Origin of the sequence: Bdellovibrio sp. HCB-110 (assembly GCF_047323225.1) — a bacterium.
Lineage (GTDB): Bacteria > Bdellovibrionota > Bdellovibrionia > Bdellovibrionales > Bdellovibrionaceae > Bdellovibrio.
The window spans coordinates 43,604-63,438 of record NZ_CP178750.1 but is presented as its reverse complement, the minus strand read 5'-3'; the positions used below and the strand labels follow the sequence as shown (position 1 = coordinate 63,438).

Below are 19,835 nucleotides of genomic sequence, written 5' to 3'. Positions count from 1 at the left end.
GCAGGCACCTTTAGCCTGGGCCGGACATGGCTTTCAGGAAGTCGAGATTTGTTTTTGTGTTTCCAACTTTGTCGAGCAGGAATTCCATGGCGTCGACGGGATTCATTGGAGCTAAAACTTTTCTCAAGATCCACAAACGGTTGAGGTCCGCTTTTTCAACTAGCAAGTCCTCTTTACGAGTTCCTGATTTGTTGATGTCCATGCAAGGGAAGATACGTTTTTCCATAAGCTTACGATCCAAGTGGATCTCGGCATTACCAGTACCTTTAAATTCCTCGAAGATAACCTCATCCATACGAGAACCTGTGTCGATCAACGCTGTTGCGATGATTGTCAAAGATCCACCCTCTTCGATGTTACGAGCAGCACCGAAGAAACGTTTTGGTTTGTGAAGGGCATTGGAATCCACACCACCCGACAAGATTTTTCCAGAAGGAGGAACAACCGTGTTGTAAGCGCGGGCCAAACGAGTGATGGAATCTAACAAGATCACCACGTCGTGTTTGTGCTCAACCAAACGTTTTGCTTTTTCGATAACCATCTCTGCCACTTGAACGTGACGAGTTGGTGGCTCATCGAATGTTGACGATACAACTTCACCTTTTACAGTACGTTGCATGTCAGTCACCTCTTCCGGACGTTCATCGATCAAAAGAACGATCAACTTCACTTCAGGGTGATTGTTAGTAATTGCATTGGCAATTTGTTGCATCAAAACTGTTTTACCAGTTCTTGGCGGAGCAACGATCAAAGCACGCTGACCTTTTCCAAGAGGAGCCATCAAGTCCACAACGCGTGTTGTGTACTCACCAGGGCTGTGCTCAAGTTTAAGTCTTTCATTTGGGTAAAGCGGCGTTAAGTTGTCGAAAAGGATTTTATCTTTACCTTTTTCAGTCGTCTCGAAATTCAGAGAATCAACTTTCAAAAGTGCAAAGTAGCGCTCGCCATCTTTTGGCGGACGAACTGTTCCCGTAACAGTGTCACCTGTTCTCAAACCAAAACGACGGATTTGTGATGGGCTGACGTAGATATCATCCGGACCTGGAAGATAGTTGTAATCCGGCGAACGCAAGAAACCGTAACCATCAGGCAAGATTTCAAGAACACCAGAACCGTAAATATCTTGTCCCAATTTCGCAGCACGCTTCAAGATTTCGAAGATCATATCTTGACGACGAAGACCTGCCGCATTTTCGATTTTTAGTTTTGTCGCAAGCTCAGTGAGCTGTGTGATGTTTTTTGACTTCAAGTCCTTTGAAGACAACCAAGTTTTCTCTTCATCGGTTAACTGAATGTCAGCCAAATCCACTTCTTGAGTTTGCGCTGGTGGAGTTGAGTGAGAATCCTCACCTACAGGTTGACCTTCATCACGGTGTCTGTCACCACGATCCCCGCGATCACTGCGGAAATCACGGCGTGGATTGTTGTTTCTGTCATGACGATGTCCACCACCGCCACGATCGCCACGATTGTCCCTGTTATCGCGATTGTTCGGACGGAACTCGCGACGTTGTTGATGTTGGGGACGATCTTGTCTTTGTTGTTGTTCTTGTTGTGGAGCGGGGGCGGAAGCGGAAGCTTCAGAAGTTGGAGCTGCAGGAGGAGGTTCAGCGGCTACCGGCGCAGGGGCTGGTGCGGCTTGTGGTGCAGACTCAGCGGGTGTTTCTTCAGCGGACTTCGAACGAGTGCGCTTTTTAACGACTTCAACGCCTTGTGAATCTTTGGGCTCAGACAAACAAATTCTCCTTGTAGGATTAAATAAAGAAAAAGAGGATCTTAATAGATTAAGAAGTTTGATCCGATTGGAACTAAACTGTTTTGCTTGCCCTAACTTTCAGCGAAGAGGCTAATTCTGTCAACCGAAAATCTTTTGCGAGAATATTCAGAACCTTAATTATTTTTGTAATGCTTCTAAATTATAGAAATTACACATGATTTCAAAGGCTCAAAAAACCCCGGAAAACCAAGAAACTTCTCTTATTGAATAAGAGACTATCTAAAATTCCGACAGCCTTGAGTTTTTTCCCTGTATAAATTCCTAACAGTTTTCCCGCGCATTAAATTCCCTTATAAAGTTTTAATGTTTCAGGGAGACCCTATGAATTTTGTTCGAGCAATCACAAGCGCGTTGGTGGTTTTCAGTTCGTTGAACGCTTCTGCAGCCCCCTCTGCCTCCGTTACAAAAAAGATTTTAAGTCAGGGAGTTCCCCAAAAAGCTTACGAAAAACTTGTGAAGTATATGGATGAGTTTCAAGGACGCTCGTTCAATCAAGACACCTACTCTTGTGAGGGGCGCGACGCTGACAGCATCAGACCTTGCGAAGAAGAAAAACGCCGTCGCTCCAACCGAACAGTGACTTTGAATTCTCCCACTTATGTGGCGATCGTCGATTTTGGTTCTCCTTCTTCACAACGCCGTTTCTATTTGATCAATTTAAAGTCAGGCGACGTGAATAAATACTATGTCTCTCACGGTCTTGGCAGTGGTAAAGGTGATGTGCCGACGAAATTTAGTAACATCAAAGACTCAAAACAAACGTCTTTGGGAATGTACTTAACTGGAGAAGTTTATCAAGGTCACTACGGCAATACTCTTAGAATGTACGGACTTCAGGGTTCAAATGATGAAGCCTTCAATCGTGACATCGTTCTTCATGGGGCTTGGTATGTCGGAGAAGATTTCATCAACTCCACTAACGAAAGAACCGGACAAAAATATGGGCGTCTAGGTGTCAGCTGGGGCTGCCCTGCAGTTTCACTCGCGATTGCCGAAAAAATCATTCCTCTACTTAAGGGTGGAAGTTTGATCATGCATTATCATCCGACGTTGATGGATGAAGCTCTCTCTGGAAAAGAAGTTACTCTCAGTCAAAAGTAATCACATTGTCTCAATTTGATACATTTTAGGGGCTCTCCTAGAGAGCTCAAAATGTTCTGCCTATCGTCCGGGAATGGACGCATGTCTCCTCCTAGAACATGAATAGTGTTTTAAAAAAAGGGAACCCTTTCAAGTGTTTAAATGTGAGTCGGGCTTAGTCTAGTTTTACGAGAATTTGCTCTTATTTAATAAAAATGACCCCGACTACCTATTAATTTTTCGTAAGTAATACCGAAAGGATAGTATCCGCATATTAAGCACAAGGAGTCTAACGTGGAGGACACAGTTAATGTTCCGGCACCAAGAACCCCTCTTAACCTAGAGGTTTCGTTCAAGCGCAATTACGCGCGCGAGCAAACCAGAGGCACGCTTAAAAATATCAGCATCACGGGCGCCTTTCTGGAATTTATGGGTGGGGATGTACGAGCCAACGAAAAGTTAAACCTAGTATTCGTCGTCGCAGGTCGCGAGCGCAAAGTAGCAGCTCATGTGATCTGGACAAATTCAGTAGGCTGTGGAGTGAAATTCATGCCTGTGAATAATAGAGACGTGCAAATCGTCGACGACTTGATTTATTTTGTCGAGAACAGTCGAGAAGATCGCAGGTCTGTGATGGACACCATCTTCAAAAAAGTAGGCTAGAAAAAAGTTCGGCCGAAAATAAAAAGAGCGAGTTTTTACTCGCTCTTTTCTTTTTTTACTCACTGGTTGTTTCGGATTAAGTTCCGACGTGAGTGTTATCCATAGCTTGTTGTTCAAGCTCTTTTTGTTTTCTCTTCTTTCTCATCACAATAAGAACTGCCAAACCTGCTGCCGCTAGACCCACAACAGCCAAAGCCATTGTCGTGTCGTTATCCATTCCTGTCGGCGCTTCTTCAGCAATTTGTTGCTGTGGAGCTGGCGGATTCACAGCCTCAACTGGTGGAGGAGGTGGAGGTGCCATTTGCTCTTGAGCAAGATCTTGCGGAGGTGGCGGAGGCGGAGCCATTTCCATTGCCGGCGGTTGCTCTGGCATTGGAGGAGGCGGAATTTCGCCTTGAGCTTGTTGCGGTGGCATTTCCTCTGGTGGAGGCAATGCAGGAGCTTGAGGTTCTTGCGGAGGAGGAGCTGGCATTGAGCTCGCTACCTCTTGGTGAGGAACTTGAGGAGCCGCAGCCACTGCGCCGCCTCTCCAGTAACGAAGTTCCGTACCTTCAGCAATATTACCTTTAGAGTCTACAGAGTTGCTTGACCATACTTCTTTCCAAGCATTGTCATAACCCAAAAGATCTTTAGAGATTTTTCTGATGTTGTCGCCAGACTTCGCTACGTAAGTTTCAGGAGCCATGCCATTGTCTTCGTAGTAAGTGATGACTTTTGAAGAATCATCCATGCGATGAGGAGAGTTGTAATAAACTTTGTCTCCAGGACGAACATCGCGAGATGCCAGTGTTGGATTTCCTTTTTTCAACTCTTTCGTTTTATCCGCGCCGTAAATCATCTGGCTGATGCTTGCAAGAGAATCACCCGGGCGAGCGAAGTAAACCGTGTTGTACCAAGTTTTTCCAACCTTCCAAGGAGCCGTCGCCACTTTTTGCAAAGGAACACTGGCTTTCTTTGGAGCTTCTTCTGAAGAACTATCAACAACTGTTGTTGAAGTCTCTGTTTTCGTAGAGCTTTCAACCATTGTCGTTGTGTCAGGAGTTGTAGAGATCGCTGTATCAACGACTGTTGTGGATTCAGCAGGAGGTGGCGGCACATCTGTTGCTTCAGCAAATGGATCTGCTGGCAAAGTTTCTGTGCTTGTCGCGACATCTGTTTTTTCAGTAGTAGCTTGTTCGTCACCAACTGTGGATTCCGCAGTCGTCGTCGTTGTTTCTGTTGTCGTTGTAGTTTCACCCAACGCATCTTCAGGAAGTTGATCACTTGCTAAAGAATCATCTCCAGCGATTTCAAGAGCTTCGTCGCCTTCAAGTTTTTCGAGATCAGCAGAATCATAATCAGCCGCTACTTCAGAGTCCGCTTGACTATCTTTAGACGTACAGCTTGTTAGCTGGAAAGCCAGACCTAAGCACGCTAGTAAGACTACGAGTTTTTTCATCATGTGTTCATCCTTGAGTGATGCTATGAAACATACTGTTTCAGTTAAGCGTTATTAACAATTTAAAGCACAAGATAGAAGGCTTGCAAATATTAATCAAACCACTGGACTTTCGGTCTACTTAATCTTGAGCTTGGTGCCAATTTTAACTTTGTTTTTGTCAAACCAGCCTTTATTCATCTCTAGCGCATATTTTGCCGGCTTGGCACTCGCATAAGAAGGAAGTTGAGGATCCGGAACGCCTTTACCAGAGACCATTTCCTGAACATCGATCAAGGTCCCGTTCTTATCAAAGTAGCCGATGGAGAGATCTATTAATGTGTTCTTCATCCAGAAGAATCTCGTCTCTTCATTCTTAAATATAAAGAGCATTCCTTCATCTGGTCCCATTTTGTCTCTGAACATAAGTCCACGTTCATGCTGGTCCGGAGTTTCGGCAATTTCTACGACCAAGGTCTTAGTACCCAACGTGATCTTCTTCTTTTTAAATTCTGTCGCCATCGCCGCACTAGAAAAGAGAATTTGGAAAATGGCGGCCAGAGTGAGAAGGGCTAAGAATTTATTTTTGGAGCATCTCAAGAGCGACGCCATAACGGACTCCTTTTGTAGACACGATCATTCCTGGTAAGTTTAGCGCCTCAATCACCGCGAGTAAAATAGAAGCTCCCGCATAAATGATATCCGCTCTTCCGCCCAGTTGATATTTTGTTTTCTTTTCTTCAACAGTTGTATTTGCAAACTCATCAACCCAATACGCCAGACGTTCTTTTTTCAAAAAGAAACCATCCACCTTTTTTTCATCATAGCCGCCGACTTCAATAGCCACTAATGATGTGGGAGTTCCCGCGACTGCAATAATTTGATCTATCTTTTCTTTTTGTAGTTCCGGAAGCACTGTCTTGAGTTGCTCCTGAATGTACTTTTGAAGGTTTTGTCTTTCATTTTGGGGCACAGGTTGAGTGCTGATGAACTTTTCCGTCAAACGCACGCCACCGATGTTCAAACTTTCACCGAAAAGAATTTTTGAACCTCGGCCTGAAATAAGTTCTGTGGAACCACCGCCGACATCGACAACCAAAGAGGTTTTTTGGTCATCCGTGGCTCCCGCGGTCGCTCCTTGATAAGTGATGCGAGCTTCGTCCTCGCCGGGAATGATCTCTATGGGAATCCCTAAATCTTCACCGATCTTAAATAATTCTTTTCCGTTTTTTGCATCGCGGGCGGCGGAAGTCGCCATTGCCAGGATGCGATCTACTTTGTGCGCATCAATCTCTTTTTTAAATTCTGTAAGGCATTGGCGGGCCCTTGTCAGAGCGTCGGGATGAAACTCTCCCGTTTTGTCGACACCTTGCCCGAGGCGGACTACTTGCGCTAAATCTTTATAAACTTTCGTAATGCCTTTTTCCGATCCTTCGGCAATAAGACATAAAAATGTATTCGTACCTAAATCAAGGGCTGCAACTTTCATATTACTTTAATTTCTCTTGAAGAATTTTATTCACCAGTTCTGGATTCGCCTGACCTTTGGAAGCCTTCATCACCGCGCCGACAAAGAATCCAAACAGATTTTTCTTTTTACCTGTTTTATGATCGTCCACGGCTGGTGCATTGGCTGCCAAAACTTCATCGATGATTTTTTCAATAGCCGCCGGATCTGACAACTGTACAAGGCCTTTTTCTTTCACGACGACTTCAGGGTCTTTACCTGATTGCCACATTTCTTGAAAAACCGTTTTCGCGATCTTGCCAGAGATAGTCCCTTTGTCGATCATCACGATCATACGTCCAAGTTGTTCAGGCTTGATCGGAGAATCTTTAATATCTTTATTTGCAGAGTTTAATTCTCTTAAGAGTTCCGTCATAATCCAGTTGGAAGAGGATTTGAAATTTTTAGACTCTGTCGCTGTGGCTTCATAGAAATCCGCTAAAGATTTTTCTGTCGTAAGCACGTGAGCATCATGTTCTGGCAACGCATGTTCTTCTTGAAAGCGCTTTGCGCGAGTAATCGGAAGCTCTGGAAGTTCTTTTTTGTATTTTTCAATCATCGCTTCGCTGACGATTACAGGTAAAAGATCTGGATCAGGGAAGTACCGGTAGTCTTGAGCATCTTCTTTCGTGCGCATCGAGAAAGTGCGGTTTTTATCCGGATCCCACAAGCGTGTTTCCTGAATGATCTTTTCATTTCTTTCAACGGCATCAATTTGACGTTCGATTTCGTACTCAATGGCTTTTTCCACGAATCGAAATGAATTGATATTTTTGATTTCAACTTTCGTTCCAAATTGTGGCGCGCCCACTTTGCGCACAGAAACGTTACAGTCGCAGCGCAAGGAACCTTCTTCTAGGTTTCCGTCGCAGACATCCAAGTAACGCACGATTTGACGAATGGTTCTTCCATATTCGGCAGCCTCTGCAGGGCTGCGGATATCGGGACCAGAGACGATTTCTAGAAGAGGAATCCCTGAACGATTGTAGTTAATTAAAGTGTGGTCGCCATGATGGATGGATTTCCCCGCATCCTCTTCCATGTGTGCGCGCGTGATAGAAACCGTTTTTTCAACACCATCTACTTTAAAAGAAACTTTTCCATTTTCACAAATGGGCTGGTCGTATTGGGAAATCTGATAGCCCTTGGGGAGATCCGGATAGAAATAATTTTTTCTGGCAAAGATAGACTTACGACGAATATCACATCCCAACGCCAATCCTGTTTTGATGGAAAACTCCACAGCCTTCCTATTTAGAACAGGTAAAGTTCCAGGCATTCCCACGCTGACCGGCGATGTATTTTCATTGTCACCTGCATTGAACTCCGTAGAGTCTGCGCAGAAAATTTTTGTCGCCGTACTTAGCTGCACGTGAATTTCAATACCAATGACCGCTTCAAAACCTCTATACGACATGGGGATTTTTTCCTTTCACAGGAGAAGCACCTTCAAGAGCGTAAGCCACGTCCAACATTTTTTGCTCTTCAAAGTGACTTGCCGTGAGCTGAATTCCAATCGGCAAACCATCTTGAGATAAACCAAACGGCACACTCATACCTGGCAGGCCTGCCAAGTTTGTGGATGTCGTGAAAATATCATTCATATACATCGCGAGAGGATCAGAAATACGCTCATTGATTTTAAATGCCGGAGCCGTCGTCACAGGGCTTAAGATCACGTCACATTTTTTAAAGGCTTCAAGATATTGATTTGTAATCAAACGACGAACTTGGCCCGCTTTATTATAATAGGCATCATAGTAGCCGCTGGAAAGACAGTATGTTCCAAGCATGATACGACGTTTGACCTCGCTACCAAAACCAAGGCCGCGAGTTTTTCCGTAGAACTCTTCAAGATCAATGGCAGAGAGATTTTTAAAGTCTGCTCTAAAGCCGTATTTCACACCGTCGTAACGTGCAAGATTCGAAGAGGCTTCACTGGCGGCAACAAGATAATAAACGGGAACTGCGAACTCCGTCATAGGCACAGATACTTCGATAATTTCTGCGCCCATTTTTTTCAAGGTATCAACAGAGTTTTCCACAGTCTTTTGCACGTCAGGATGAAGACTTCCGGTCATGTACTCTTTCATTAGACCGATTTTCATTCCTTTAACATCCGCTTTTAGATTTTGGCTCCATGTCGGAACTTTTTTCTGTGTTGTTGTTGAATCGAGTTCGTCAAAACCAGACATAACTTCCAAAGTAAGAGCCGCGTCTTTGACGGTGCTCACCATGGGGCCCGCTTGATCTAAAGAAGAGGCATAAGCGATAATCCCATAACGACTGATGCGACCGTAAGTCGGTTTCACACCCACGATCCCGCAAAAGCTTGCTGGTTGGCGAATAGAGCCCCCAGTGTCTGTTCCCAAAGTTCCTGCAACCAAGCGCGCGGCTTGAGCGGCCGCCGAGCCACCAGAAGATCCACCAGGAACACGGTCCAAATTCCAAGGATTTTTCACAACGCCATGAAAGGATGTTTCATTCGAGGAACCCATGGCGAATTCATCTTGATTTAGTTTTCCTAAAACCACGATGCCCGCTTTTTTCAGCCTCGCAACGGCTGTCGCATCATAGGGTGGAACAAAGTTTTCTAAAATTTTCGATCCGGCCGTAGTCTTAAGGCCTTTTGTGCAAAACATCTCTTTGATTCCAAAAGGAACGCCCGCAAGAATACCCACGTCCTCGCCTTTGGCGATCCGTGCATCAATGAACTCTGCTTCTTTCACGGCTTGTTCATTTTTAGAAGTAAACGAGTTTAATTTTCCATCTAAGGACTCAATGCGCTTTTGAAAGTGTTGCGTGACTTCTTTAGCACTGACATTCTTGGTTTTAACGGCTTCGGCAATTTCAGTAATGGAGGCAAATGTTAAATCCATTTTTGATCCTTACACAACCGGTGGAACTTTAAAGAGGTTGCCCGCTTTCGCTGGAGCATTGGAGGTCATTTCCTCCGCAGAAAACTCCTGTTTTACAACATCTTCACGCCAATAAGCTTCTATTTCAGTCGGAGTTACGAGAGGCTCAACGCCAGCGGTATTTATTTTGGAGATTTGTTCGAAGTGATTGAGGGCCTTGGCCAACTGGGCACTGTACTCTTGAGCTTCTTCTTCGGTCACGTGGAGGCGAGCGAGCTTGGCTATGTGCTCGATGGTTCTTTTATCAATCACAGGGATCTCCTTCGCGGAAATTGAAGATTTAAAAATACACAACAATAGAACCCCTCGTCACGCTTTGGGCGTCGCATCCTATATCGACTAGACCTTTTCCATCTGAGCAGAGCAGTGATAGATTCTTCCCATGTCTAAAAAGCGCCACGAAGAGCTCAAAAAAATTATCTCTGAACACGACTATAGCTATCACGTTATTGATCGCCCCACGATTACAGATTTCGAATACGATCAGCTTTTTGAAGAGCTTCGTCAGATTGAAAAAACGGAAAAAGGCCTGAACCTTTCGGACTCTCCCACACAAAGGGTTGGCGCGGCTCCCTTGGCTGCTTTTGAAAAGGCCTCCCATCGCCTTCCGATGCTTTCTTTGGCGAATAGCTATTCTCCCGAGGACATTACGGATTTTGATGAACGCGTTAAGAAGTTTTTGAGTACGGATAAAGATATTCAATACCTTTGCGAGCCTAAATTTGACGGACTTTCCATGGAGCTTATTTATGAAAACGGGCTTTTTGTAAGAGCTCTCACTCGTGGAGATGGAACTGTCGGCGAAGATGTCACCCAAGGTATCCGGACTATCAAAAGCATTCCACTAAAGCTTTCAATTAAAAACCCGCCTCCTCTTTTAGAAGTTCGTGGCGAAGTTTTAATGTTTAAGCAGGACTTTGCAAAACTCAATGAGGCCCAACAAGAAAGTGGACAGCAAACTTTTGCAAATCCCAGAAATGCAGCCGCGGGCTCAGTCAGACAGCTTGATCCTAAGATCACGGCGTCTCGTCCTTTGCGTTTTTATGCTTATGCATTGGGTGCTGTTGAAGGTGTCGAATTTAAAACCCAGCAAGAAATCGAAGATTATTTTGCGACAGTGGGAATTCCTTCTCTTCGCAATAACGAGGAATTTGATCTGGTAAAAGTTTGTGAAGGTCCTTTGGCGGTCGTGGATTATTATTATGAAGTCGAAAAGATTCGCCCAAATCTTCCGTTTGATATCGACGGCGTTGTTATCAAGGTAAATTCTCTGCGCTTGCAAGATGACTTGGGATTAGTTGCAAGAAGCCCACGCTGGGCAACGGCCGCGAAGTTCAAGCCCGAACAAGCGCAAACAGTGATCGAAAATATCGTCATTCAAGTCGGACGAACAGGGGCTTTAACTCCGGTTGCGATCATGACGCCTGTAAAAGTGGGCGGTGTGACCGTGACCAATGCCACTCTTCACAATCAAGATGAAATCAATCGCAAAGACGTACGTGTCGGTGACACGGTCATTATTCAACGCGCTGGTGATGTTATTCCGGAAGTGGTTTCTGTTATTGCGGAAAAAAGACCCAAGAACAGCAAGCCTTTTGAAATGCCTACTCATTGTCCGGCCTGTGATTCACCTGTGCAAAAAATGGAAGGTGAGGTTGTCACTCGATGTGTAAACCCACTTTGTATCGCAATGGTGAAAGAATCTTTGAAGCACTTTGTAGCTCGTCGTGCGATGAACATCGACAAGGTCGGTGATCGTTTGATTGAGACGCTTGTTGATAATAAATTGCTTTCCCGTTTTTCGGACTTCTATCGCATTACGAAAGAAGACATCCTTAAGCTTGAACGACAAGGGGACAAGTCTGCTGAAAACGTTATTAAAAGTATCGATAACAGCAAACATCCAACCCTGGCTCGTTTTATCTTTGCTTTGGGAATTCGCTTCGTAGGTGAACAAACCGCGAAACATCTTGCGGATCACTTCCTCACGGTTGAGAACTTTATCAAAGCCAGCGAAGAGGATTTGCTCATCGTTCCTGAGATCGGTCCGAAAGTTGCCAAAGCCATCGTGGCGTGGACATCCAACAAAGAACTCGTTAAAGAAGTTCATGAAATGCAAAAGCTGGGAGTGCAAATTGCAAATCCGGTGCGCTCTCAAGAGGGAAAGCTTTCAGGAATGAGTTTCCTTATCACCGGCACCTTGCCTGTGAAACGCGATGACGCCAAAGACTTCATTGAAAAAAATGGCGGAAAGATTCTGGGTTCGGTTTCTTCAAAACTAAATTATCTTGTGGTCGGTGACGACCCGGGCTCTAAGCTTGAAAAAGCTCAAAGCCTCGGTGTGACAGTCATCTCTTGGGATGATTTGCAAAAAATGATTTAGAAAAGATTAACGGACTCCGGCTCTTGGAGCCGTGTCTTTATTAGCTTGAACTAACTCCGCCATTCGGCCGCGCAAGTGAGAGCATGTTGTGCCCAAATCCTTGATGCTGTGATCAACTCGCTTGCTGGCGTAACCTCTTTTTTCAAAGTGTTTGCGCAGTGAGCTTTCATCTTGCTGACAAAGAGTATCTACACGACGAACCAACGCACGATAAGAGTGCGGGTTGTTGCGTGCGAATTCCAAGGCGTCTTTTGCAGGAGGAGCTTTTTTTGCACACTCTTCCGTCGCATTTTTCGCGCGAACTGTACAAACAGGTTTTCCATTAAGCAAACCGAAAATCACAGGATTGCACAACACCGTGGCTTTTCCATCTTGTGTGTCGCCTTTGACAGCGCCTTCTTTGCTATTCTCTTTGCACGAATAGACGACTTTCTTTCCTGAAGCATCAAAGATTTCTTTTTCAGAAACCGGACTGCAGTTTTGACCTTGCAACGCCCAACCGGCGTAAATACATGCGAGGCGACCGCTTGAAGTCACTTCGTCGACATCGAGATTGTCGTTACTCTTAATGCCGCCCGTATCACCCAGTTCTTTAAGTTTGTAGTCTTCAATCCGACGATCATTCGAAGCACGCTCAAGAACTGCACCCGTGGAGTCACGTCTTTCCACTGTTGTCAGCGGGCCCGCTTTAGATGGTTTTTCAACTCGAGCATCAGGACCGAGTTCAACCACAACAGGTTGTGACGAGGATGGTGTTACGATTTTTTTAACAACGGTGTCTCTGCGGATGACCGGAGTTGCAAACTCCAAAGCGCCGCCTTCGTCTTGCACTTGTTTCACGTGCTCTTCTAATTTTTTCGGATCAATGCCAACACGAGCCCCACGGTAATCTTTGTTTTCAAATGCCTTCATCAGATCCTGAGTGACTTCAGAAGAACTTTTGTAAGGGTTGCTAGAACATACATTCACGCCACTGACGGCGTCGCCAGGACAATAAATACAAATGCGCGAAGGGTTCGCGTAATTTCTTACCTGACATTTTTCATCCGCAGCTTGCGCTGGTGTCGACTGAGTCAAAAACTGTATTGTCGTGCAAATACCTGTGGAATTTTGCAGGCGCTCCATCATCCAAGGAAAAATAGAAACGAACTTCGGTGGTTTTGCGCTAATACGCTCACCACTTTCAATCATTTCAATATTGTGATTAAAAGCTCTGAGTTCACGAATCCAAGCCTCTTGGTTTTCTGGCGTGAGCGCACGAAACTCTTCATAAGATAAGGTGATCTTATCCGTGAGTTTATAGAGGGCCCCATCGGCGTTTGCTTGAAACGCACAGATATTTAGCAGCACAAAAAGTAAAACCAATGCCTTCATAAAGATTTCCTTTTTTATGAATCCGTATCAAATATCGGCATTTGTGTGGCTTAACTTAAGACACCAGACTTTAGTCTGGGTAGGAGCCTAAAACTAAAAAACCCACAGTCTCTTCGACTGTGGGTTTAAATTTTTAGCTTATGGTGAAACTATCAATTAAAGGTGATCGATCACGATGTCGCGAGCCATAACAGTCTTACGACCATCAGCTTTCGCACTCTCAACACCCTTCAAGCAAAGTTGCTCGATAGCTTTGCTAAGAACATCAATTGTCTCAGCAGAAGTGTTCATTTGACCTTTTTCCTTGATGAGTTTTTTCACTTTGCTTGTCACTACAAGTACGTCTGCCATGATTAAACCTCTCCATCCATGTGTTTACCAATAAAAGGTTTGCATAGGGTCTAGAAATTGACAATATGAAATCTTCTTGCGGCGCACTAATTCTAAGCGCGCCCAGGATTTGTCAAAAGTTCTGACTTTCCATCGGCAAACCGGAAGAGTTCCGCCTGTCGCGATCCCGTTTCTGCCGGAGAAATCCACACAAAAGTTTTTTGATCCAAGGGTTTAGTACACTCAACATCTAGAAAAGCTGGGGACCAACACCCACTGTTTAAGTGTTCAACGGACCCGATAATTTCATGGCGCGTGTGGTGAGTGTGACCAAAGACAATGCGCTGCGCTTTTGTAATTGCACTCGCCATAGCGAGCACTCGTTCATCGGGTTCTTTGTATCCAGAAACCAGGGATGTCACCGATTTACTGTAGAAAAGGAAGAATGGCAGCAACAAGAACAGAGGAATGAACGCCCAAAAAAACGAAATCTCATAGACCGAGCGAACAAAAACCATCAGTTGGAAAATCAAAAAGAACGCGATGAAGATGATGAAGGCGCGATCCAACCACAGCTCTCGGGCTAACAAAAACGGATTGCTCGCTGCTGGGGCCACAAAAAGTTCCTTAAGCTCCCGCACCATGCGAGGTTCGGCATTGGATTTTTCCGCGATAAAAGAAACTCGATCTTCGATCTTTAAAGGATTTCGAATGGGCGCCGCAAGACGATCAAAAAAGGAATGAAGAAGGGTCATTACAGCACCCCAGAACCAAGTGAAAACCAATCCCGGCTGAGCCTTCGCTACGTACTTAAAGAAGAAGCGAATGTACTCTGGCAAAGTCATAATGTAGTTCGTGTCGACATGAGGATTGAAAAAACCCATACCGTTCATGATGTAGCGACATGCGAGATTTCCAAATGGCAACTTCAAAGAGACGAAATTATAACCGTGCACAAATGGATTGATGGGATCTTCACACATACAATACGGATCGTATTGATTTCCGTGTTCGATCAATGTGTCTTGATTGCTGATGTAAAACCATTCTACGAAACGCACTTCATGGCGCTTGTGTTCTGGCAAGTTTAAGTGGCGATAGATTTCTTCCTGCACTTCGGGAAAATGCAGTTCGAGGTCATGGTTACCCATAACAAAAACGGCGCGATTGCCTCGCAGAATAAATTCTCTTAAAGCCCGAACAAACTCCACATGGTCTTTTAAAATCACTTCAATTTTAAATCGGGAGCGCTCCTCACGGGGATAAAGTCCGCGGTGACGCTCTAGCCAACCGACATGAAACACGGGTTCATCGGGAAGGCGCAACACACTGTCAAAATCAAAAATGTCGCCGTTCAAAACCAGCTCCACCGGAGCCCCTTGAGATTTTTCTTCGATATGCTTTAAGAAAGTTTCAAAGACATCATCAAAAAAGAATTGTCGAGTCTTAAACTTTTTCCACAAAGGGAAACGCAAACGCACCGGCTCTGCTTCTGTTAAATGCAAATCACTAATGATCGCCGTGTGCGAAGCGGTTTTAAAATCAGGAAAAGAGTGTGAAAAAGAAGTGGGCAAATCTGCCTCCCAAGAATATGATCGTGCAGATGAACGAATTTATCAAGAACCTGAAGACTCCAATTGCAATTGTCGGTATGGGAAAAAGTGGCGAAGCGGCAAAACGCCTTCTTCTACACTTTGGTTTCACCCCTGGCTCTGTCCTCACATTTGACGTTAAGTTGGAGTCTGCCGACTATAATGACCCCGAGGCTCTTATGGCCAAAGCCGCTCCTAAAACTTTGGTGGTTTCTCCCGGCGTTCCATTAACATCGGCTTGGATTCAGAAGGCCAAAGACAGTGGTGTTAAGATCACCAGCGAAATATCTTTAGCTTGCTCATGTTTGACGACGGAAAAACTCATAGGTGTCACTGGGTCTGTAGGAAAAAGTACAACCGTCTCACTTTTGGGCGCAGGTCTTGAGGCTTTTTCACCAACGGCTTTTGTTGGCGGAAATTTGGGAACTCCGTTTGCCGCCTACGCCGCCGACGTTCTTGAGGGGACACGGTCCCGTGCAGATTGGGTGGTGTTAGAACTTTCCAGCTACCAATTGGAAAACTGCGAAAATCTCAAACTGGATTATTCGGCCATCACTTATTTCACATCGAATCATCTTGAGCGTTACGAAAACCTCGAACACTACTACCGCACCAAGTGGAACATCCTTTCATTGACCAAGAATGCGATGTTTTTAAATAGCGAAGGTGGTGATTTGGTTGAGTACTTTAAAAAGAATCACCACGAACAAGTTTTGGTCGTTTCAAAAAAAGATCCCACTCTCGCAAACCTTCAATTGGAAAAAGCCCAACTCATTGGACAACACAATCAAGACAATCTTGCTTTAGCTTCTTCGTTGGCGCTCGCAGCTGGTTGGCCACAAAAAGCCATTGAGGGTATGAAGTCGTTCAAAGGACTTGTGCATCGTCTTGAGAACATGGGTTCCTTCAAAGGCGTCCGTTTTATCAATGACAGTAAAGCCACGGCGATGGATAGCGTTCTTATTGCTGCGACGGCGGCCTATGACACTTTAGAAAACTCCGGAAAATTGGTTTTACTTTTAGGCGGACGAGATAAAAATCTGCCTTGGCAGGATTTGATTCCTCTTAAGAATTTCAACGGTGTTGAGTTTGTGTTCTTTGGCGAGTGTCGCGAAATTGCGCAGAAAAAATCTTTATTGCCTGGAAACTCTTTTGCAAAACTGGGTGAAGCTTTGGCCTATGCATTTTCTAAGGTGAAATCTCATGACACTGTTTTATTAAGTCCCGGCGGAACAAGTCTGGATGAATTTAAATCATTCGAAGATCGCGGGAATTTTTTTAAGAAAAAAGTCGAAGAATTCGCGAAGGCCTAATTACTCGCGGAAGCTGAGAACCGAAAGTGAATTCGCATCCACTGGAAGTACGCGAGAGTAAATCTTTTGCGTACGACTTCCAACGACCACCACTTCATGAGTGTCTTCAGGAACATTGTAAAGAATGAAACCGCCACCCGCGATTCCTTTGCGGTTTTGCAAAATGCGCCCTTGCATATCGAAATACACAATATGACGAGGCTCAAAGGTATCATAAGCTGCTAGGTACACTTCAAAGTCTTCATCAGGAACAAAACCGACGACAACTCCGGCACTCGCAGGATCATCAATACGCAAATATGTCTTAATGGAATTCAACCATGACCAGTGTACGAGTGGCGCATGAATAAACGCATCACTATCATTGTAAAGATATCGAGCAGCAACATAGTCAGCACCCTCGGGTTGAATGCGCATCATTCCCAAGCGGCTTAGGTGCGGAAGGTTGATTGTTGCAACTCCATCCTTCACTTCTAAATCTTCATTCAAACTTTGCATTGTCACGAGAGCCGACCGAGCTTCACCCGTGAAGGCATCATAAATACGTAAAGGCACAGCCTCCGTTTTAATTGTCGACTCAATGTCACCTTGAGCGACAGAGCCCTCTTCAACAACCACGTTCTGATAACCAAGAATAGAATCTGATCTTGTGGCTAGCAGAGAATGAAATCCTGGGTCCACTCCAACAAAGGCAAACAAACCGTTTTCACTTGTCGTTTTTAGTTTTGGATCCGGAAGCATGAATTGATTGAAGTAAACCGGTTGCAATCCAGAATCGGATTCTACTACCACATCAATGCCTGAAAGATTTTTTCCATCAAGACTGACTCGACCCCAAACAATTGTTGGCGCTCCATCAAATGACTGCGTTCTTTGTTGCGCGACGATATCTTGTAAAGCTTGAATCATCGAATCCGGATAAAGTTGAGACTTAAACTCTTGTCCTGAAATAACAATCGCCGCTGTTTGCATGTGCTTCGGAGCCGCCGCTCGCATCACCGTGCTTGAACCCTTCGTCACATTGTCCATGGCCACAAAGCCATCTTTTTTAACGGCTACTTCGCTTGCACCTTTAACAAAAGTCACACGCGTTTGCGGAGGGGCAGCGTCGTTGGCTTTAGGGTTGTAAGCGCTCGTCACGATCCCAGCAAAATCAGGATGCGGTTCAATGCGAATCTTAGGTCCTTGTAAAGGTTTTGCCTGAGAAGCCACCAAACGATTCAAACGGAAAGAACCTTCACCCAACGTCTTGCCATCTTTATTCACAAGACGGGCAACAATGGTTCCCGAAGTGTCCTCGACATCTATATTATAAAGACCTTGTTGCAAATCCACGCGACCGAGTTCTTTCAGGATACCTTCATCGCTACGACGAATTTCTATATGATGTTCATTTGTAACTGCAAGCCCACCTGTAATTTCAAGAGGACCTACAATAGAACGAGTGCCAGAAGATTTTTGTTCTTCCACCAAAGAGTTTGATGGAAGAAACCCTTGTCCTTGATCCGACGAAGAATTGGGATTACCGCCAGATGGAGTTGAAGAAGGACCGGCATCTTGATCTTGATTATAACGAACTTGTGGACGAGGAAGATCTGTACCTTTCTGGCCCGAAGAACTTGTTGCCGCAACGTAAACTCCATTCGGAGAAGCTGCTGCGGGCGCCGTGAGAGCTCCCGATTTTTCAAGAACATCTTTCGCCATTTCAGACCAAGTTTGACCTTGCCAGTTTTCTGCTAAAACTTCACTGCGTCTTTGCGCTTCTTGCAAACGAACTGCCTGAGATCGCGGAAGCTGATCTATCCAAGAATTATCTTGTGCAGCTACTTCGCTTTGCTCCCTAGAAGGCTGAGGGTTGGAAGCATAGGTGGCCTCAGCCACAACTTTTTCAACATTCTTTTTTAGAACCATTTCCGGCAGTTCCACTTTTTGTGAATAAAGAGGAGCGGAAGATTTTTCTGCTGCTAAATTTCTTGGCGTGATTTTTTCAATACGCGCCCACTCATTGGCAACACGTTCTGATTCTAAAACTTCTTCAAAGGCGATATGAGGAGGAGAATTTTTTTGCGCTTTAATTGTGAGGGCTTCGTAAATAGGAATGAACTTCAAGCCACCTAACTGGCTTGACCAGCAAAAGCATCCCGCTATTACTGCCAACGGTAAGACCCGTCGAAGTCGCATTCCTTGCAACATTCACCTCATCTAAAAAAGCGGTCTCATAAATGTCAAATGCGCGGAGAGAGGAGGAAGCCGTACATCGTACTGTGACGACGAAGCGACAAAGCAGTTGGCATTTATGAGACCGCTTAGTCATTTCTGACTATTCTCATGTTAATTAGAAGGAGCGGAAGTCGTCAATAACGTTGCGGTTGTCGCGACTTTGGTTAAGCGACTGGCGGATCTTTTCGGCAATAATACCAGCCCTGTCATCATCGCGATCAAGCAGATCAAAACCGCCATCTTCATTACGACCTTCGACTAGGACCTCGACCTGAACATCATAAGGGCGGCGATCACCAAGGACTGTGACGTGAGTGTAATAGCGCTCACGTACCATGTCCATCTTCTCGATATTCTTATTCTTTTTATCGTAGAATTGAGAAACAATTTCGCGCCCGTTCTGGCTGATCGAGCGCGGCTCCCCAATCACACTCATAACGGCGCGACGGGTTTCACTGACATTCAATGGAGTCTCTCGAATGATCACTCCGCCTGTTCTGCAACTAGACAAAAGGAGAGTTGAACCTAAGAGAAAAAACCAAATGAGCTTATTCATTACTTCTTAGCCTTATTCCAATCATCCAAGAACTGTTTGATACCTTTGTCAGTTAACGGATGGTGAGTCATTTGTTGCATAACCTTAAATGGAATAGTCGCAATATCCGCGCCCATTTCAGCTGCAATTTGAATATGCATTGGGCTTCTCACACTAGCGACTAGGACTTCAGTCTCGAAATCGTAGTTTTGGTACATTTGAATAACCTGATCAACCATCGTCATACCTTCAACACCAATGTCGTCAAGGCGACCTACGAATGGAGAAACCATTGTTGCTCCCGCTTTAGCGGCAAGCAAAGCTTGCATTGGCGAGAAGACCAACGTGACGTTTGTCTTAATGCCTTCTGCTTTGAATTTTTTTACAGCAATCATGCCGTCTTCACACATTGGAACTTTCACCACAACGTTAGAAGCCAGTTTCGCAAGTTCCTTTCCTTCGCGGAACATTTCTTCGGCTTGAAGACTGATAACTTCTGCAGACACAGGTCCAGAAACTTCTTTACAGATTTCTTTGATCACGTCGTGGAAAGGCTTTCCAGATTTTGCAATCAAAGAAGGGTTTGTCGTAACACCATCAACCCAACCACGTAGATTGGCTTGTCTGATTTCTTCGATTTCCGCTGTGTCGATGAAAAACTTCATGGGAACTCCCGCAAGGTAAGAGATGCATTATTAAATATAACAATAAATTTGTATGCTGGCT

The 19,835-nt window shown here is 44.8% G+C and carries 17 protein-coding genes; 4 read left to right on the top strand and 13 right to left on the bottom strand.

Translation table 11 applies throughout. The features are described from left to right. Positions 1–10: 10 nt before the first annotated feature. Complete coding sequence (rho, locus tag ACL934_RS00305; protein WP_374076641.1) at positions 11–1,735, bottom strand: transcription termination factor Rho; 1,725 nt, start codon at positions 1,733–1,735, stop codon at positions 11–13. A gap of 363 nt (positions 1,736–2,098) precedes the next feature. On the opposite strand from rho, the gene ACL934_RS00300 reads away from it, so the two are divergent. Together ACL934_RS00300 and ACL934_RS00295 are read left to right on the top strand one after the other, a co-directional pair. Continuing rightward, positions 2,099–2,878: a murein L,D-transpeptidase catalytic domain family protein gene (locus ACL934_RS00300; protein WP_374076640.1), complete on the top strand. Its 780-nt coding sequence runs from the start codon at positions 2,099–2,101 to the stop codon at positions 2,876–2,878. A gap of 273 nt (positions 2,879–3,151) precedes the next feature. Then, positions 3,152–3,520, top strand: coding sequence for a PilZ domain-containing protein (locus tag ACL934_RS00295; protein ID WP_374076638.1), 369 nt, complete (start codon positions 3,152–3,154; stop codon positions 3,518–3,520). A 76-nt stretch (positions 3,521–3,596) separates the two neighbouring features. Here ACL934_RS00295 and ACL934_RS00290 read toward each other — a convergent pair whose 3' ends face one another. The 6 genes from ACL934_RS00290 to gatC all read right to left on the bottom strand — a co-directional run bounded on the left by ACL934_RS00290 (position 3,597) and on the right by gatC (position 9,614). Beyond that, complete coding sequence (locus tag ACL934_RS00290) at positions 3,597–4,961, bottom strand: LysM peptidoglycan-binding domain-containing protein (RefSeq protein WP_374076636.1); 1,365 nt, start codon at positions 4,959–4,961, stop codon at positions 3,597–3,599. Between the two features lie 114 nt (positions 4,962–5,075). Further along, on the bottom strand, positions 5,076–5,549 hold the full coding sequence (locus ACL934_RS00285; protein WP_374076635.1) for a DUF192 domain-containing protein: 474 nt from the start codon (positions 5,547–5,549) through the stop codon (positions 5,076–5,078). Then, the gene (locus tag ACL934_RS00280; protein WP_374076633.1) at positions 5,518–6,426 is read right to left on the bottom strand and encodes a Ppx/GppA family phosphatase; all 909 of its coding nucleotides are present in this window, start codon (positions 6,424–6,426) and stop codon (positions 5,518–5,520) included. Before ACL934_RS00280 ends, ACL934_RS00285 begins: the two co-directional genes overlap by 32 nt. A 1-nt stretch (position 6,427) precedes the next feature. After that, positions 6,428–7,861, bottom strand: coding sequence for an Asp-tRNA(Asn)/Glu-tRNA(Gln) amidotransferase subunit GatB (gene gatB, locus ACL934_RS00275; RefSeq protein WP_374076632.1), 1,434 nt, complete (start codon positions 7,859–7,861; stop codon positions 6,428–6,430). Beyond that, positions 7,851–9,323, bottom strand: a complete 1,473-nt coding sequence (gene gatA / locus ACL934_RS00270; protein WP_374076630.1) for an Asp-tRNA(Asn)/Glu-tRNA(Gln) amidotransferase subunit GatA — start codon at positions 9,321–9,323, stop codon at positions 7,851–7,853. Before gatA ends, gatB begins: the two co-directional genes overlap by 11 nt. A 9-nt stretch (positions 9,324–9,332) precedes the next feature. Beyond that, entirely contained in the window at positions 9,333–9,614 is a 282-nt protein-coding gene (gene gatC / locus ACL934_RS00265) for an Asp-tRNA(Asn)/Glu-tRNA(Gln) amidotransferase subunit GatC (RefSeq protein WP_374076628.1), read from the bottom strand. A 130-nt stretch (positions 9,615–9,744) separates the two neighbouring features. On the opposite strand from gatC, the gene ligA reads away from it, so the two are divergent. Next, entirely contained in the window at positions 9,745–11,745 is a 2,001-nt protein-coding gene (gene ligA / locus ACL934_RS00260; RefSeq protein WP_374076626.1) for an NAD-dependent DNA ligase LigA, read from the top strand. Between the two features lie 6 nt (positions 11,746–11,751). Here ligA and ACL934_RS00255 read toward each other — a convergent pair whose 3' ends face one another. The 3 genes from ACL934_RS00255 to ACL934_RS00245 all read right to left on the bottom strand — a co-directional run bounded on the left by ACL934_RS00255 (position 11,752) and on the right by ACL934_RS00245 (position 15,023). Beyond that, complete coding sequence (locus tag ACL934_RS00255; RefSeq protein ID WP_374076624.1) at positions 11,752–13,119, bottom strand: hypothetical protein; 1,368 nt, start codon at positions 13,117–13,119, stop codon at positions 11,752–11,754. Between the two features lie 156 nt (positions 13,120–13,275). Next, positions 13,276–13,470: a histone-like protein gene (locus ACL934_RS00250; RefSeq protein ID WP_374076622.1), complete on the bottom strand. Its 195-nt coding sequence runs from the start codon at positions 13,468–13,470 to the stop codon at positions 13,276–13,278. Positions 13,471–13,562: 92 nt separating this feature from the next. Further along, on the bottom strand, positions 13,563–15,023 hold the full coding sequence (locus ACL934_RS00245; RefSeq protein WP_374076620.1) for a metallophosphoesterase: 1,461 nt from the start codon (positions 15,021–15,023) through the stop codon (positions 13,563–13,565). On the opposite strand from ACL934_RS00245, the gene murD reads away from it, so the two are divergent. After that, the gene (gene murD / locus ACL934_RS00240) at positions 15,005–16,354 is read left to right on the top strand and encodes a UDP-N-acetylmuramoyl-L-alanine--D-glutamate ligase (RefSeq protein WP_374076618.1); all 1,350 of its coding nucleotides are present in this window, start codon (positions 15,005–15,007) and stop codon (positions 16,352–16,354) included. The genes ACL934_RS00245 and murD overlap by 19 nt on opposite strands. Here the strand turns inward: murD and ACL934_RS00235 are convergent, their stop codons facing one another. The 3 genes from ACL934_RS00235 to fsa all read right to left on the bottom strand — a co-directional run bounded on the left by ACL934_RS00235 (position 16,355) and on the right by fsa (position 19,774). Continuing rightward, complete coding sequence (locus ACL934_RS00235; protein WP_413612876.1) at positions 16,355–18,463, bottom strand: hypothetical protein; 2,109 nt, start codon at positions 18,461–18,463, stop codon at positions 16,355–16,357. A gap of 226 nt (positions 18,464–18,689) precedes the next feature. Then, complete coding sequence (locus ACL934_RS00230; RefSeq protein ID WP_374076614.1) at positions 18,690–19,130, bottom strand: hypothetical protein; 441 nt, start codon at positions 19,128–19,130, stop codon at positions 18,690–18,692. After that, the gene (gene fsa / locus ACL934_RS00225) at positions 19,130–19,774 is read right to left on the bottom strand and encodes a fructose-6-phosphate aldolase (protein WP_374076612.1); all 645 of its coding nucleotides are present in this window, start codon (positions 19,772–19,774) and stop codon (positions 19,130–19,132) included. The genes ACL934_RS00230 and fsa overlap by 1 nt, the downstream gene beginning before the upstream one ends. Between the last annotated feature and the right edge of the window lie 61 nt (positions 19,775–19,835).

Coding starts and splice junctions, on each gene's coding strand:
- ACL934_RS00300 (WP_374076640.1), top strand. CDS start 2,099: ATGAATTTTGTTCGAGCAATCACAAGCGCGTTGGTGGTTTTCAGTTCG.
- ACL934_RS00290 (WP_374076636.1), bottom strand. CDS start 4,961: ATGATGAAAAAACTCGTAGTCTTACTAGCGTGCTTAGGTCTGGCTTTC.
- ACL934_RS00285 (WP_374076635.1), bottom strand. CDS start 5,549: ATGGCGTCGCTCTTGAGATGCTCCAAAAATAAATTCTTAGCCCTTCTC.
- ACL934_RS00280 (WP_374076633.1), bottom strand. CDS start 6,426: ATGAAAGTTGCAGCCCTTGATTTAGGTACGAATACATTTTTATGTCTT.
- gatB (WP_374076632.1), bottom strand. CDS start 7,861: ATGTCGTATAGAGGTTTTGAAGCGGTCATTGGTATTGAAATTCACGTG.
- gatA (WP_374076630.1), bottom strand. CDS start 9,323: ATGGATTTAACATTTGCCTCCATTACTGAAATTGCCGAAGCCGTTAAA.
- ligA (WP_374076626.1), top strand. CDS start 9,745: ATGTCTAAAAAGCGCCACGAAGAGCTCAAAAAAATTATCTCTGAACAC.
- ACL934_RS00255 (WP_374076624.1), bottom strand. CDS start 13,119: ATGAAGGCATTGGTTTTACTTTTTGTGCTGCTAAATATCTGTGCGTTT.
- ACL934_RS00250 (WP_374076622.1), bottom strand. CDS start 13,470: ATGGCAGACGTACTTGTAGTGACAAGCAAAGTGAAAAAACTCATCAAG.
- ACL934_RS00230 (WP_374076614.1), bottom strand. CDS start 19,130: ATGAATAAGCTCATTTGGTTTTTTCTCTTAGGTTCAACTCTCCTTTTG.
- fsa (WP_374076612.1), bottom strand. CDS start 19,774: ATGAAGTTTTTCATCGACACAGCGGAAATCGAAGAAATCAGACAAGCC.